This window comes from Stenotrophomonas sp. (genome assembly GCF_050737075.1).
Lineage (GTDB): Bacteria > Pseudomonadota > Gammaproteobacteria > Xanthomonadales > Xanthomonadaceae > Stenotrophomonas.
In genome coordinates, this window is sequence record NZ_JBOHXV010000014.1 from 54,392 (window position 1) to 67,771 (window position 13,380).

Below are 13,380 nucleotides of genomic sequence, written 5' to 3' on the forward strand. Positions count from 1 at the left end.
ACGGCCGCTGCCCCCATCGAATGGACCTGATCATGAACAAGCCCGCCGCACGGATCTCCGCCTTGTCGTTGTCGCTGCTGCTGCTTGCCGGCTGCGCCACGACCAGCCTGACCAGCGCCCCGGAGTCGCCGGCGCAGAGCCAGGCCCTGGCGTTGATCGACCAGGGCAAGCCGCGCGACGCCGCCGTACAGCTCGAAGCGCTGGCCAACACCCTGCGCGGCAATGCGCGCAGCGCCGCGCTGGCCGATGCGGCCTTCGCCTGGCATGAAGCCGGCGACGACGCCCGCGCGCGCACCCTGCTGGCCCAGGTCACCCCGCGCCAGCTCAGCGGCGCCAGCCTGCAGCGCTACAACCTGGCCAGCGCCGAGCTGGCACTGGCCGACAAGCAGCCGGCGCAGGCACTGGCGCTGCTGAAGGAACCCTCCGACACCGTGGCGGCCCCGCTGCGCACGCGCTGGCAGCTGGCCCGTGCCAACGCGCTGCAGGCCAACGGCGACGCCATCGGCGCGGCCACCGAGCGCGCCCGCGCGCACGCCTCGCTCACCGGGCAGGCGCGCACCGACAACCAGCAGGCCATCGCCGGCCTGCTCGGCACGCTCGACGATGCCACCCTGCGCGCACGCGCCGCCGCGCTGCCGGCCAACGAGCCGCTGTACAACTTCGCCGGGCGTGCGCTGATCGCGCGCGGCCTGCCGCTGCCGCGCCCGTTCGACCGCGACGGCGTGGCCCAGTTCGACACCAGCAAGCGTCCGCCGGCCATGAGCGACGGCTACCGCCCGCCGGTGAAGATGGCCGTGCTGCTGCCGCTCAGCGGCCGCCTGGCCACCGCCGCGCAGCCTGTGCGCGATGGCCTGCTCAGTGGTTATTACGGCGAGACCCGTCGTCGCCCGGACATCCAGTTCATCGACACCGCCGGCACCGCCGCGGGTGCGGTGGCCGCCTACGACAAGGCGGTGGTGGCCGGCGCGGACTTCATCGTCGGGCCGCTGGGCCGCGACGAGGTGGATGCGGTCTTCGGCCGCACCGAACTGCCCGTGCCGGTGCTCGCGCTGAACCGTGGCAAGAGCAGCCCGCCGGCCGGCAGCGCCGGCTTCTCGCTGGCACCGGAGGACGACGGCATCATCGCCGCCGAGTTCCTGCGCGGCCGCGAGCGCACCAAGGTGCTGGTGATCCACAGCAATGACGAGAACGGCCGGCGCACCGCCGCCGCCTTCCGCGAACGTTTCACCCAGCGCGGCGGCCAGGTGCTGTCCACCGTCGGCGTGGGCGAGGCGGTCGGCGACATCGGCGCGCAGATCCGCGCGGCCGGCGCCGTGGACGGCGTGCTGCTGGCGGTGAAGGCACCGCAGGCACGCGCGCTGGCCCCGCAGCTGGCGTTGGCCGGTGCCGGCGGTGCAACGCGGGTGGGCACCTCGCAGCTCACGCTGGGCACCGGCAAGGCCGAAGAAGACGTGGCGCTGGACGGCATCGTCTACCCGAACGAAGCCTGGAACGTGCGCAGCGTGGCCGGCCTGCCGTCCGCCGCGACCGCCGGCCAACTGCTGCCCAGCGCACGCGGTGCGGCCGGCCGGCTGTTCGCGTTCGGCTTCGACGCCTGGAAGATCAGCGCCTACCTGGACAAGGTCGCCGCCGAAGGCGGCCTGGCCGGCGCCACCGGCACCCTGTTCCTGGACAGCAACGGCAACGTGCTGCGGGTGCCGGCGTGGTCGACCTTCAGCGGCGGCCGTCCGATGCCGGTCGCCAGCAACAACTGAGTGCCGTGCCCAGCGAACGGGCACAGCGTGGTGCGGCGGTAGAGACCGCCGCACTGGCGTACCTGCGCCGCGCCGGGCTGAGCCCGCTCGCACGCAACGTGCGGTACAAGGGTGGTGAGCTGGACCTGGTGATGCGCGATGGCGACACCACCGTGTTCGTCGAGGTGCGCTACCGTGCCACCGCCCACTTCGGCGGCGGCGCCGCCTCGGTCGACCTGCGCAAACGACGCAAGCTGGTCCTCGCCGCGCGGCTGTTCCTGCTCGCGCATCCGGCGCTGGCACAGCAACCGTGCCGCTTCGATGTGATTGACGGCAGTGGCGAGCCCCTGCAGCTGGTCTGGCTGCGCGATGCGTTCCGGCTGGAGGATTGCTGATGCCCAGCGCGTTCACCCATGCCGCCATTCCGCTGGCGCTGTGGTGCGCGTCCGACCGGGGGCGCATTTCCGGCCGGTTGCTGGGCGCCGGCGTAATCGCCGCGATGCTGCCCGATGCCGACGTACTGGCCTTCGCCCTGCACATTCCCTACGCCGACAGCTTCGGCCATCGCGGCGCAAGTCATTCGATCCTGTTCGCCGCACTGCTGGCGTTCCTGGCCGCGTTGCTGCATGCGCGCCTGCGGGCCGGCGCGGTACAGGCCGCCGCGTTCGTCGGCCTCAGCGCGCTGTCGCATCCGCTGCTGGACGCGTTGACCTCGGGTGGCCTCGGCGTCGCCCTGTGGTGGCCGTGGAGCGGTGAACGCCTGTTCGCGCCGTGGCGCCCCATTCGTGTCTCGCCGTTCGCCGGCCAGTTCTTCAGCGCGCGCGGGTTGGCCACGGTCCTCTCTGAACTGCGCTGGGTGTGGCTGCCGCTGGCCCTCGCCGTGATTGGCTGGCGGCTGATCCAGCGCGCCCCCGCGCATCCCCGGAATCCTGCATGACCTCCCCTTCCCTGCCCCCCACCTTCGCCACCACCCTGCACGCGCTCCTGGGCGACGACGGCTGGCGCACCGACGACGCCGCGCTCGCCGCGCACGCGCAGGACAACTCCTGGCGGCACGCACTGCCGAACGGCGTGGCGCTGCCGCGCAACCGCGACCAGGTGCTGCAGATCGTGCGCGCCTGCCGCGCCCACGGCGTACCGGTGGTGGCACGCGGTGCCGGCACCGGCACCACCGGCGCGGCCGTGCCGGTGAACGGCAGCATTGTGCTGTCTTTCGCCCGCATGAACCGCATCCTCGACATCCAGCCCGGCAATCGCTGCGCGGTGGTGGAACCCGGCGTGCTCAACGGCGACCTGCAGCAGGCGCTGATGCCGCACGGCCTGTTCTGGGCACCGGACCCGTCCAGTGCCGACATCTGCAGCATCGGCGGCAACCTGGCCTGCAATGCCGGCGGCCCGCGCGCGGTGAAGTACGGCACCAGCCGCGACAACGTGCTGGGCCTGGTGGCGGTGACCGGCGCCGGCGAGCTGATCCAGTGCGGCGGCGCCTATACCAAGGACGCCACCGGCTACGACCTGACCCACCTGCTGGTGGGCAGCGAGGGCACGCTGGCCTTGATCGTGGAAGCGACCCTGAAGCTGACCCCGGTGCCGGTGGCCCAGGCCGGCCTGCGCGTGCTGTACCGCGATGCCGACGCGGCCGCGGCGGCGGTATCGCGCTTGATGGCACAGCCGGTGGTGCCCACCCGCCTGGAATTCATGGACGCACGCAGCCTGGAGCTGCTGCGTCGCAGCGGCGCCGACGTGCCCGAGGCCGGCGCGATGCTGCTGGTCGAGGCCGATGGCGATCACGACACCCTGCCCTACCTGCTGCAGGCCCTGGCCACCGCCGCCGAAGGCGACGGAATGCTGGCCTTGGATGTGGCCATGGAAGGCAGCGCGCGCGAAACGCTGTGGGCCGCGCGCAAGGCGCTGTCGCCCGCGCTGCGCAGCATCGCACCCGGCAAGATCAACGAGGACGTGGTGGTGCCGGTGTCGCGCATTCCGGACCTGGTCGCCGGTGTACAGGCGCTGGCGCAGCAGTACACGCTGACCATCGTCACCTTCGGCCATGCCGGTAACGGCAACCTGCACGTCAACATCCTGTATCACCCGGACGACGCCGACGAGAACGCACGCGCGCACGCGGCGCTGCCGAAGATATTTGAACTGACCCTGGCGCTGGGCGGCACGCTGTCGGGTGAGCACGGCATCGGATTGGCCAAACGCGACTTCATGGCGCAGGCGTTTACGCCCGCCACGCTGGCCGCGATGCGGGCGATCAAGCTGGCGCTGGATCCGGAGGGAATCCTCAACCCGGGCAAGGTGCTTCCGCCGGGTTGAGTGGACCAACCCGATACGAGATCGCACTCACTGTTGAGTAGTGATGTGGTTTGCAATTTTTCGCATGGTTCGCGAGGGAAGCGCATTGCATCCTTGCGCCGTCTGGACACCCTGGCCGGCCGATCGCGCATCCACATCGCGCGCGCATCGACCTGGCTCGCATCTGCTTCAACGCGATGAATCTTCTTCTGGTGTCCGGCACTCCCCCCGGACACTGGATCAAGACGATGATGTCGATACGCCGTACTCCCCGCATCGCTCCCCCGATGCGCCCGTTGACCTTCAGCCTGCTGCTGGCACTGGGCGCGCTCCCGCTCGGTGAGCTCATGGCACGCCCGCTGGATGGCGAAGCCGTTGAAATAGACGAGAGCCACGCCGTAGAGGCGTGGTCACTGATCAATGGCGCCACGTTGAGGGTGAACGGCGGAAGCACGTATGCGCTGACCGCGCGCGACACGTCGTCCATTGACGTGCAGGATGCCTGGATCCGGGCCAATCCCGACGACCAGTTGAATGGCACGGCCGTGCGCATGATGGGCACGTCCACCTTGCTGGCCCGTGATACGCGGTTCGAGGGCACGGTGGCCATCGCCGACGCGGCGACGGCCCTGATCCAGAGGAGCACGCTCGTCGCCACCGCGCCGGGAGCCGCGGCGCTCCTGCTGGTGACGGAAACCGACGACATCCCCCACGCAGTGCTCGACGCCAGCCACCTCGTTTCTCCGTATCTCGCCAACCCCAGCGGCAGTGCCGGCGTGGGTGCGCGCATCTTCACCGGGGGCTCCCTGACCCTGGTCAATGGCTCCACGATCACCGCCGACAGTGTTGCCATCCAGGTGCTGGGCCGGGGCGGTTCCGCCCGCGTGACCATCGACGGTTCCCGTCTCCAGTCGGAACACAGCGCGGGGATCTGGATCGCCACATTCGACGACCAGAGCAGGCACCATGAGATCACGGTGGCCAATGACAGCCGCATCCAGGCAGGCGACGGCAACCTGCTGCTGGTCAGCTCCTACTCCGGGACGGCCACGAATGACGCGAGCGCTGTCACCTTCACCATTGACGACGCACGCCTCACGGGTAACGTCACCGTCGACAGGAACACCGCCAACACCGCCGTCGAAGTCATGATGCGCAACAACGCGCGCATCGACGGTCGTTTCCGCAATGTCGGTGCCGCTACCCTCGGCACCGGCAGTATCTGGACACTCACCGGTGACAGCAACGTCGGCCGGCTGCAGCTCGACGCCAGCGGTACTGTCGCGCTCGGCAATGGGAGCACCTTCAACACCCTCACCGTCGACACCTTCGTCGGCAATGGCGGCACGCTGCTGCTCAATACGGCACTGGGCGACGATGGCTCCGCTACCGACCGACTGGTGATCACCGGCGATGCCGAGGGCGAGGCTGGCGTGCGTGTACGCAACGCCGGCGGCGCGGGCGCGAAGACCGATCTTGGCATCGAGCTGATCAACATCGGCGGCGCATCGAATGCACGGTTCGATCTGATCGGCCGCGCGGTGGGCGGGCAGTACGAGTATTTCCTGGTCAAGGGTACCAATGGCCACTGGTACCTGCGCTCCGAGGTGCTGGCAACGCCAGCCCCGTGCGATGTCGATCCGAGCCTACCGGAATGCCAGCCGATCGACCCGGTGGACCCCGTCGATCCGGAGGATCCGATCCATCCCGTCGACCCGACCGGCCCGACTCATCCAACCGACCCGGCGGATCCCGTCCCGGTGCTGCGCCCCGAAGCCGGCGCCTATCTGGCCAATCAGTTCGCGCTTACCCAACTGCTGCGCCACAGCTGGCGCGACCGCAATGGCGACGACGCGGTGGGCAACGACGGCGTGCATGCCTGGGCCAGGGTCGACTCCACCCAGAGCCGCCTGGGCGCGGTGGAAGACCAGCTTGCGCTCAGGGTGGACCGCTCGCGCCTGCAGATCGGTGCTGACATCGGCGTGTTCGATGCCGACCGGGGCCGTGTGGGCGTGATGTTCACTGCCGCGCAGTCGCAGGCCACCTCGCGCTCGGTGCTTACCGGCTACAGCGCACGCGGCAAGGTCGACGGTGGCGCGGCCGGCGTGTACGGCAACTGGAGCAACGACGCCTTGTATGTGGATGCATCGGTGCAGCGTGGCCAGTTCCGCAACCGGGTGGAAGGCGACGGGCTGGATACCGAGCGCTACGATGCCGACCTGTGGCAGTCCTCGCTGGAGGCCGGCTACCAGATCGACATCGGCCACATCGGTGCGATGGCGCTTCGACTGCAACCGGAGCTGCAGCTGGTCTATACCGATGCGTCCACCGATCAGCATCGCGAGACCAACGGCACCGTGGCGCGCAGCCTGGGCGAAGATGGACTGTCGGGCCGGTTGGGCCTGCGTATCGAGGGCGAGTCCAAGGCCGGCAGCGGTGCTGCGGTGCGCCCGTACGTGGCAGCGAACTGGTACCGCGATGGGGCGAGCAACGGTATCGCCTTTGATGACGAGGCATTGCACGCCAGCACGCCGCGCGACCGCTACGCGCTGAGCGGCGGTGCCCGGGTTGCGTTCGGGTCGGGCGTTTCGGGCTGGGGTGGCTTGAGGGTGATGCGCGGTGATGGCGGGTACCGCGAAGCCAGTGCCCAGGTTGGGATGTCCTTTACGTGGTGAACGGCCGGTGGAGCAGCGGACTAACAGTCCGCTCTACACAGCCCGCTCTACCCGGTCCGCTCTACAGCTCGTTGAAATGCTCGTAGCCGCGCGGGCCGTCGTCGTCGCTGCCGTGGGCAATGCCGCCGCCCGTGATGATCGTGCCGATGCGGGTGAGCGGCAGCGACAGACGTGCCGACAGCGCTTCGATGGCGGAGCGCTGTGACGGCGCGGCGGTGAAACAGAGTTCGTAATCATCACCGCCGCGCAGCGCCGCCTCGCGGGCCTGCGTGATACCGACACGGGCGCGGGCGGCGGCAGACACCGGCAGGCGCTCGGGATCGATCCGGGCGCCCACGCCGCTACGGTCGCAGATGTGGCCGAGATCGGCGAGCAGGCCGTCAGACACGTCCACGGCCGCGTGTGCCACCCCTACCAGCGCACGGCCCAGGGCCACGCGCGGGGTCGGGCGCGCCAACCGCAGCCGCAGGTCGTCGACCTGGGCATCGTCCGCAACACTGCGCACGTCGAGGGTGCCGCCCTGCCAGGCACGCAGCGCGATGGCGGCGTCGCCGAGCGTTCCGCTGACCCATACGTCATCGCCGCCCCGGGCCGCATCACGGCGCAACGCCGTGCCGGGCACGATCTGCCCGATGGCTGTGACCGACAGCGACAGCGGGCCACGGGTGGTATCGCCGCCGACCAGCACGATGCCGTATTCGTCGGCCAGCGCGAAGAAGCCGTCGGCGAAGGCGTCGATCCAGTCGGTCTGCGCATCGGGCAACGACAACGCCAGCGTGCACCACGCCGGTCGCGCGCCCATCGACGCCAGGTCGGAAAGATTGACGGCCAGGGTTTTCCAGCCGATGTCGTACGGCGGGGTCTCCGCCGGAAAATGCACGCCACTGTTGAGCGTGTCGGCGGTCACCACCAGCTGCTCGCCGGCACGCGGCTGCAGCAGCGCGGCATCGTCGCCGATGCCGAGCAGCACATCGGCACGCGCGTGGGTGCGCGTGCGGATGCGTTCGATCAGGGAAAATTCGGCGAGGGACATGGGTATTCCCGGCCCGGGGTCAGCCCCCGTTTTCGACCTTGCGCCACTCGACCGCCGCGCGGTCAAGCACACCGTTCACGTAGGTGTGGCCGTGCTCGGAGCCGAAACGCTTGGCCGATTCGATGGCCTCGTTGATCACCACGCGGTACGGCACGTCCAGGCGGAAACGCATTTCGTAGGCCGCCACGCGCAGCGCGGCGCGCTCGATGGCGTCCACTTCCTCGATGCCGCGGTCCAGGTACGGGTCCAGCGCCTCGTCCAGGTCCTTGCGGTTGTCCAACACGCCGTGCACCAGCGCCTCGAAGTACGCCAGGTCGGCGATTTCGCGCGCCTGTTCGTGGGCGAACTGGGCGACGACCGTCTGTGCGTTGCCGCCGGAGATCTGCCATGCGTAGATGGCCTGCAGGGCACGACGCCGCGCGCGCGAGCGCAGCACCGGATCCACGCCATCGCGGCGGACGGGTTTACCGGAGGGCTTGCCCGGGTTCGACTTGTTCATGGCAGCTGCTCCAGAAGATTGACCATTTCCAACGCCGTCAGTGCGGCTTCCTCACCTTTGTTGCCATGGCTGCCACCGGCGCGGGCCTCGGCATCCTCCGCGCGTTCGACCGCCAGCACGCCATTGAGCACCGGCACGCCGAAGTCCAGCTGCACGCGCATCAGGCCCTCGGCGCAGCCATCGGCCACGTGTTCGTAATGGCGGGTGTCGCCACGGATCACACAGCCCAGGGCGATGATCGCGGCATGCTCATGCGCGGCGGCAAGGCGGGCGGCCACCAGCGGCAGCTCCCATGCACCCGGCACGCGGATCACGTCGATGGCGGATTCGTCGATGCCATTGCCGGCCAGGCTCTGGCGCGCGCCGGCCACCAGCACGTCGGTGATTCGCGCGTTCCAGCGGCTGGCGAGAATGGCGAAACGGGCCTGTTCCGGTGTCCGGAGATCGCCTTCGTAGTGGCTCATGGTCGGCAGGTTATTCAATAAAGAGGGACATTCTACCGTACCGCCGGGCAGAGCCCGGCGCTACGGCGGGGTGTTGCCGGGTCAGGGCGTGACCGTCTCGACCACTTCCAGGCCATACCCGGCCAGGCCGATCTGGCGGCGCGGGGTGCCCAGTACACGCAGCTTGCCCAGGCCCAGGTCGGACAGGATCTGCGCGCCGGCGCCGTTGCGACGCCACTGGCTCACGTCCTTGTCCTTGCCCGGGGTGACCGGCTGCGGCTGCTGACGCAGGCGCGCCAGCAGGTTGTTGCTGTCGCGCGGGGCCGACAGCACCACCATCACACCGCGCCCGGCGGCCGCGATGGCGCGCAGGGCATCGGTCGAGGCCACGCCGAAGTCGTCGCGCCGCCAGTGCAGCAGGTCGGCCAGCGGGTTCTCCACCTGCACCCGCACCAGGGTGGGTTCGGCATCAACCGGGCCACGGACCAGGGCGAAATGCAGGTCGTGGGCGATCCGGTCACGGTAGGTCACCAGCTTGAACGGGCCGAATTCGGTGTCGATCTCGCGCTCGTCCACGCGCTCGACGGTCTTTTCGGTGGCCAGGCGGTGGGCGATCAGGTCGGCAATGGAGCCGATCTTCAGGCCATGCTCGCGGGCGAACACCTCCAGCTCCGGGCGGCGCGCCATGCTGCCGTCCGGGTTGAGGATCTCCACCAGCACGCCGGCCGGCTCCAGCCCGGCCAGCATGGCCAGGTCCACGCCCGCCTCGGTGTGGCCGGCGCGGGTGAGCACGCCGCCCGGCTGGGCGATCAGCGGGAAGATGTGGCCCGGCTGGTGCAGGTCGGCCGGCTTGGCATCGGGCTTCACCGCGGTACGGATGGTGTGGGCACGGTCGTAGGCGGAAATGCCGGTGGTGACGCCTTCGGCGGCCTCGATGCTCACCGTGAAGTTGGTCTGGAACTGCGCGGTATTGGCCTGCACCATCGGCGCCAGGCCGAGGTCGGCGGCACGCTCGCGGGTCAACGGCAGGCATACCAGGCCGCGGCCGTGGGTGACCATGAAGTTGATGTCCGACGGCTTGACCAGCTCGGCAGCCATGATCAGGTCGCCTTCGTTCTCGCGGTCTTCGTCATCGACGATCACGACCATGCGGCCCAGGCGGATGTCCTCGAGGATCTCGGGGATGGGGGCGAAATTCATGCGCGGATGTCCTGTACCTGGGGGGCAACCAGCCGTTCGACATAGCGGGCGACCAGATCGATTTCGAGATTGACTGCACTGCCTACGCCGGTGGCGGCGAAGGCGGTGTTGGCCACGGTATGCGGGATCAACGCGACCTCGAAGCCGCTGTCGTCCACCTCGTTGACGGTCAGGCTGACCCCGTCCACGCAGATGGAGCCCTTCTTGGCGATGTAGCGCAGCAGGGCGGCCGGTGCGGCAAAGCGCCAGCGCTGGGCACGGGCATCGTCATGGATGGACAGCACCTGCCCCAGGCCATCGACATGGCCGCTGACCAGATGGCCGCCGAGGCGGTCGGTCGGGCGCATGGCGCGCTCGAGATTGATCACCGCGCCATCGGCGAGCTGGCCGAGCGTGGTCAGGCCCAGGGTCTCGGTGGAGGCATCGGCCTGGAAGGTGGCCGCGTCGAACGCGATCACGGTCAGGCACACGCCGTTGATGGCGATGCTCTCGCCCAGCTGCACGGCGTCGAACGGCAGGCTGCCGACGTGGAAGGTAAAGCGGACGTCGCCGCCAAGGGTGTCGCGTGCGGCCACATGGCCGACGCCTTCGATGATTCCAGTAAACAAGGAACGTTCTCCGCGAAAAGTGAGCGAAAAACGCCGCAAGGCAAACAGGCGGGCGCAGGGCCGATGAAGGCCCCTTGGCACCGTCTTCTTTCATCCGGACTATACCGTCGGCTCCGGCATTGGACCGGATCTGCTGACCTCCCGGCCAGGCCGGAAGCGCTCGCGGGCTCGTGCTTGCGCACCTACCGCCGGTGGGGAATCGCACCCCGCCCTGAAGACGTTTGTGTACCGGCGAACCGGCGCGGCCATTGTAGCAGCGCTGGCTGAGCGCTCGCTTTCTGTAAACAATTTGTTAAACTGCGCGCCGCGCGGCGATGAACGCCGCCCTGCCGCCCACGACGGGCTGGCTGAAATGGACCTCAAAAACAAAGGAACGTGCATGCGCAAGATCTTCCTGGCCGCCGCCCTGCTGGCCGCCGCCCCGCTTTCCGCCTTCGCTGCCGAAAGCATGAGCTACACCTACGTTGAAGGCGGCTGGACCCAGCAGCAGATCAGCGTCCCGGGCAGCAACCCGAAGCTGGACGGCGCCTACCTCCGCGGTTCGTTCGCGATTGCCGACCAGGTCAACGTCTTTGGTGGGTACAGCACCACGTCCAAGACGTACCACCTGGAAGACAGCTTCGGCGAGTACCGCATCAAGAACACGATCGACCAGCCCGAGCTGGGCATCGGCTACCACATGCCGATGACCGACCGCCTGGACTTCACGGCGGATATCGCCTGGATGCGCATCAACAACGAAGTGAAGTTCGACGACGGCCAGTTCAGCGAAACCGTCAAGGTGCACACCAACGCAGGCCGCGGCTCGCTCGGCGTGCGTGGCAAGCCCTCGCGCAGCACCGAAGCCTGGCTGAAGGCCGGCTACATCGACGGCAGCGACATGGACGGCGTGTGGATCGGCACCCTGGGTGGCCAGGTCAGCTTCAACCGCACCTGGGGCGTGGTCGGCGAAGTGCAGTACTACGACGACGTGACCCAGTACTCGGTCGGCGTACGCGCCAGCTTCTAAGTTACAGATCGGGCAGCGCTAACCCGCGCCATGATCGACGGGCCCCGCAAGGGGCCCGTTTTTTTTTGCAAGGGCCTCACACGCGCAACAACGTCCGCAGGTCCGCACCGACCTGGCGTTGATCGACCACGCGCAGCCGGCGCTGCTGGTCCATGGCATGAATGCCCAGGCCGGCGAGCAGCGGCCTGCCGTGTTCGCCCAGCAGGGTCGGTGCCTGGTAGAGCAGCAGCTCATCCACCCAGCCACCGGCAAGCAGTGCGCCCGACAGGGTGGCACCGGCTTCGGTATGTACTTCGTTGATGCCGCGCTCGGCCAGCAGTGCCAGCACGGCGCCCAGGTCCAGCCGGCCGTCGTGTGCCGGCACGCTGGCGAATTCGGCGTCGGCCGCGTCCGGCGGGCTCACCGCCGCATCGTGCAGATACAGCGTAGGTGCCCCGCCCTCGCGCACGCGTGCGCATTCCAGCGAACGCAACCTTGAATCGAGCACCACGCGCAGCGGCGGCAGCACGTCGGTGTCGGCCAAGCGCACGGTCAGCATCGGGTCGTCGGCCAGCACGGTATCGGCCCCGGTCAGGATCGCGCCGGCGCGTGCGCGCCATTGCTGCACATCCGCACGGGCGGCATCGCCGGTGATCCACTTGGAACTGCCGTCGGCCATGGCCGTGCGGCCGTCCAGGCTGGCGGCCAGCTTGACCCGCAGCCACGGCCGGCCACGCTCGATCCGCGACAGGAAGCCGTGGTTGAGCTCGCGCGCCTGCGCGGCCATCAATCCTTCGGCGACCTCGATGCCCGCCTCGCGCAGCAGCACGAAGCCGCCGCCGTCCACTTTGGGGAACGGGTCGCGCATGGCCGCCACCACGCGGCCGACGCCGGCCTCGATCAGCGCCAGCGCGCACGGCGGCGTGCGCCCGTGGTGTGCGCAGGGTTCCAGGGTGACGTAGGCGGTGGCGCCGCGCGCCTCGGCGCCGGCCTGGCGCAGCGCGAACACCTCGGCGTGCGGGCCGCCGGTACGCTGGTGCCAGCCCTCGCCCACGATCCGCTCGCCGTGCGCGATCACGCAGCCCACCATCGGGTTCGGCCGCGCGGTGAAGGCGGCCCGTTCGGCCAGGCGCAGCGCGCGCGCCATGTGCAGGTGGTCGAGGGTGGTGAAGGTGGTCATTACCTGATGGTAATGCAGCGGAGCAGCGGGGCAGAGCCCCGATCAGCGGGGCAGAGCCCCGCTCTACCCCTTTTTCTTCTTGGTCAGCGCAATCACGTCGCCCAGCAGCTGCAGCTGCTCGGTACTGGAGGGCAATTCGCGCTCCAGTTTCTCGATCTCCTCGCGGAAATCGGCCACGTCCTCGAAGCTGCGGTAGACCGACGCAAACCGCACATAGGCGACGTGGTCCAGCTTGCGCAGCTCGTTCATCACGAACTCGCCGACCTTGATCGAGGGGATTTCGCGCTCGCCGCACATGCGCAGCTGCTGCATCACCGCGCGCACCGCCAGTTCGATCTTGTCTTCGGGCACCGGCCGCTTCTGCAGCGCGCGGTCGAAGCCGACCCGCAGCTTGCGCGCGTCGAAGGCTTCGCGGCTGCCGTCGCTCTTCACGATGGCCGGCAGCTTCAATTCGATGGTCTCCAGGGTGCTGAAGCGCTCGCTGCAGGCCTCGCATTCGCGCCGACGACGGATCGTCGCGCCGTCTTCGGAGACGCGCGAATCGATCACCCGGGTGTCGGCATGCTGGCAGAACGGACAGTACATGGAGCGCCTTGCATCAGAAAAACGTCATGCCGTGGTCACGGCAGCGTCGCAACGGTACCTGAGAAGACCCCAGCGTACAAATCGAGACGTGGATCATTGTTCTCCGGCGACCCGCGCGGACAACCCGGGCAGCGG

General features: G+C 69.1%; 13 protein-coding genes and 1 riboswitch. Of the genes, 6 read left to right on the forward strand and 7 right to left on the reverse strand.

Features of this window, described 5'->3' with window-relative positions:
• Positions 1-32: 32 nt before the first annotated feature.
• The 5 genes from ACREPD_RS05265 (at position 33) to ACREPD_RS05285 (ending at position 6,709) form a co-directional block, all read left to right on the forward strand.
• Positions 33-1,754 (forward strand): penicillin-binding protein activator, encoded by a 1,722-nt coding sequence (locus tag ACREPD_RS05265; protein WP_431598331.1) that lies wholly within the window; start codon positions 33-35, stop codon positions 1,752-1,754.
• Between the two features lie 5 nt (positions 1,755-1,759).
• A complete protein-coding gene (locus tag ACREPD_RS05270; RefSeq protein ID WP_431598332.1) occupies positions 1,760-2,128 on the forward strand; it encodes a YraN family protein in 369 nt (122 codons plus the stop codon).
• Positions 2,128-2,670 (forward strand): metal-dependent hydrolase, encoded by a 543-nt coding sequence (locus ACREPD_RS05275; RefSeq protein WP_431598333.1) that lies wholly within the window; start codon positions 2,128-2,130, stop codon positions 2,668-2,670. The genes ACREPD_RS05270 and ACREPD_RS05275 overlap by 1 nt, the downstream gene beginning before the upstream one ends.
• Positions 2,667-4,055 carry an FAD-binding oxidoreductase gene (locus ACREPD_RS05280; protein WP_431598334.1) on the forward strand — a complete coding sequence of 463 codons (1,389 nt, stop codon included), beginning with the start codon at positions 2,667-2,669 and terminating at the stop codon, positions 4,053-4,055. The genes ACREPD_RS05275 and ACREPD_RS05280 overlap by 4 nt, the downstream gene beginning before the upstream one ends.
• Before the next feature lie 227 nt (positions 4,056-4,282).
• Positions 4,283-6,709 (forward strand): autotransporter outer membrane beta-barrel domain-containing protein, encoded by a 2,427-nt coding sequence (locus ACREPD_RS05285; RefSeq protein ID WP_431598335.1) that lies wholly within the window; start codon positions 4,283-4,285, stop codon positions 6,707-6,709.
• A gap of 61 nt (positions 6,710-6,770) precedes the next feature.
• Here the strand turns inward: ACREPD_RS05285 and thiL are convergent, their stop codons facing one another.
• The 5 genes from thiL to ACREPD_RS05310 all read right to left on the reverse strand — a co-directional run bounded on the left by thiL (position 6,771) and on the right by ACREPD_RS05310 (position 10,492).
• Complete coding sequence (gene thiL, locus ACREPD_RS05290) at positions 6,771-7,742, reverse strand: thiamine-phosphate kinase (RefSeq protein ID WP_431598336.1); 972 nt, start codon at positions 7,740-7,742, stop codon at positions 6,771-6,773.
• A gap of 19 nt (positions 7,743-7,761) precedes the next feature.
• Positions 7,762-8,241, reverse strand: coding sequence for a transcription antitermination factor NusB (gene nusB / locus ACREPD_RS05295; RefSeq protein WP_421570374.1), 480 nt, complete (start codon positions 8,239-8,241; stop codon positions 7,762-7,764).
• Positions 8,238-8,705, reverse strand: a complete 468-nt coding sequence (gene ribH / locus ACREPD_RS05300) for a 6,7-dimethyl-8-ribityllumazine synthase (protein ID WP_313347823.1) — start codon at positions 8,703-8,705, stop codon at positions 8,238-8,240. Before ribH ends, nusB begins: the two co-directional genes overlap by 4 nt.
• Before the next feature lie 81 nt (positions 8,706-8,786).
• A complete protein-coding gene (gene ribB / locus ACREPD_RS05305; RefSeq protein ID WP_431598337.1) occupies positions 8,787-9,884 on the reverse strand; it encodes a 3,4-dihydroxy-2-butanone-4-phosphate synthase in 1,098 nt (365 codons plus the stop codon).
• Positions 9,881-10,492 (reverse strand): riboflavin synthase, encoded by a 612-nt coding sequence (locus ACREPD_RS05310; RefSeq protein ID WP_431598338.1) that lies wholly within the window; start codon positions 10,490-10,492, stop codon positions 9,881-9,883. Before ACREPD_RS05310 ends, ribB begins: the two co-directional genes overlap by 4 nt.
• A 78-nt stretch (positions 10,493-10,570) precedes the next feature.
• Positions 10,571-10,715, reverse strand: a riboswitch (FMN riboswitch).
• 156 nt (positions 10,716-10,871) lie between these two features.
• Here ACREPD_RS05310 and ACREPD_RS05315 point away from each other — a divergent pair.
• Complete coding sequence (locus tag ACREPD_RS05315) at positions 10,872-11,501, forward strand: outer membrane beta-barrel protein (protein ID WP_431598339.1); 630 nt, start codon at positions 10,872-10,874, stop codon at positions 11,499-11,501.
• Between the two features lie 76 nt (positions 11,502-11,577).
• Here the strand turns inward: ACREPD_RS05315 and ribD are convergent, their stop codons facing one another.
• Together ribD and nrdR are read right to left on the reverse strand one after the other, a co-directional pair.
• A complete protein-coding gene (ribD, locus tag ACREPD_RS05320; RefSeq protein WP_431598340.1) occupies positions 11,578-12,660 on the reverse strand; it encodes a bifunctional diaminohydroxyphosphoribosylaminopyrimidine deaminase/5-amino-6-(5-phosphoribosylamino)uracil reductase RibD in 1,083 nt (360 codons plus the stop codon).
• 63 nt (positions 12,661-12,723) lie between these two features.
• Positions 12,724-13,245 (reverse strand): transcriptional regulator NrdR, encoded by a 522-nt coding sequence (gene nrdR / locus ACREPD_RS05325; RefSeq protein ID WP_421569193.1) that lies wholly within the window; start codon positions 13,243-13,245, stop codon positions 12,724-12,726.
• Positions 13,246-13,380: the final 135 nt, after the last annotated feature.

Excerpts from the sequence above, each read along its gene's own strand:
- ACREPD_RS05265 (WP_431598331.1), top strand. The coding sequence starts at position 33 with ATGAACAAGCCCGCCGCACGGATCTCCGCCTTGTCGTTGTCGCTGCTG.
- ACREPD_RS05275 (WP_431598333.1), top strand. The coding sequence starts at position 2,128 with ATGCCCAGCGCGTTCACCCATGCCGCCATTCCGCTGGCGCTGTGGTGC.
- ACREPD_RS05280 (WP_431598334.1), top strand. The coding sequence starts at position 2,667 with ATGACCTCCCCTTCCCTGCCCCCCACCTTCGCCACCACCCTGCACGCG.
- ACREPD_RS05285 (WP_431598335.1), top strand. The coding sequence starts at position 4,283 with ATGATGTCGATACGCCGTACTCCCCGCATCGCTCCCCCGATGCGCCCG.
- thiL (WP_431598336.1), bottom strand. The coding sequence starts at position 7,742 with ATGTCCCTCGCCGAATTTTCCCTGATCGAACGCATCCGCACGCGCACC.
- nusB (WP_421570374.1), bottom strand. The coding sequence starts at position 8,241 with ATGAACAAGTCGAACCCGGGCAAGCCCTCCGGTAAACCCGTCCGCCGC.
- ribH (WP_313347823.1), bottom strand. The coding sequence starts at position 8,705 with ATGAGCCACTACGAAGGCGATCTCCGGACACCGGAACAGGCCCGTTTC.
- ribB (WP_431598337.1), bottom strand. The coding sequence starts at position 9,884 with ATGAATTTCGCCCCCATCCCCGAGATCCTCGAGGACATCCGCCTGGGC.
- ACREPD_RS05315 (WP_431598339.1), top strand. The coding sequence starts at position 10,872 with ATGCGCAAGATCTTCCTGGCCGCCGCCCTGCTGGCCGCCGCCCCGCTT.
- ribD (WP_431598340.1), bottom strand. The coding sequence starts at position 12,660 with ATGACCACCTTCACCACCCTCGACCACCTGCACATGGCGCGCGCGCTG.
- nrdR (WP_421569193.1), bottom strand. The coding sequence starts at position 13,245 with ATGTACTGTCCGTTCTGCCAGCATGCCGACACCCGGGTGATCGATTCG.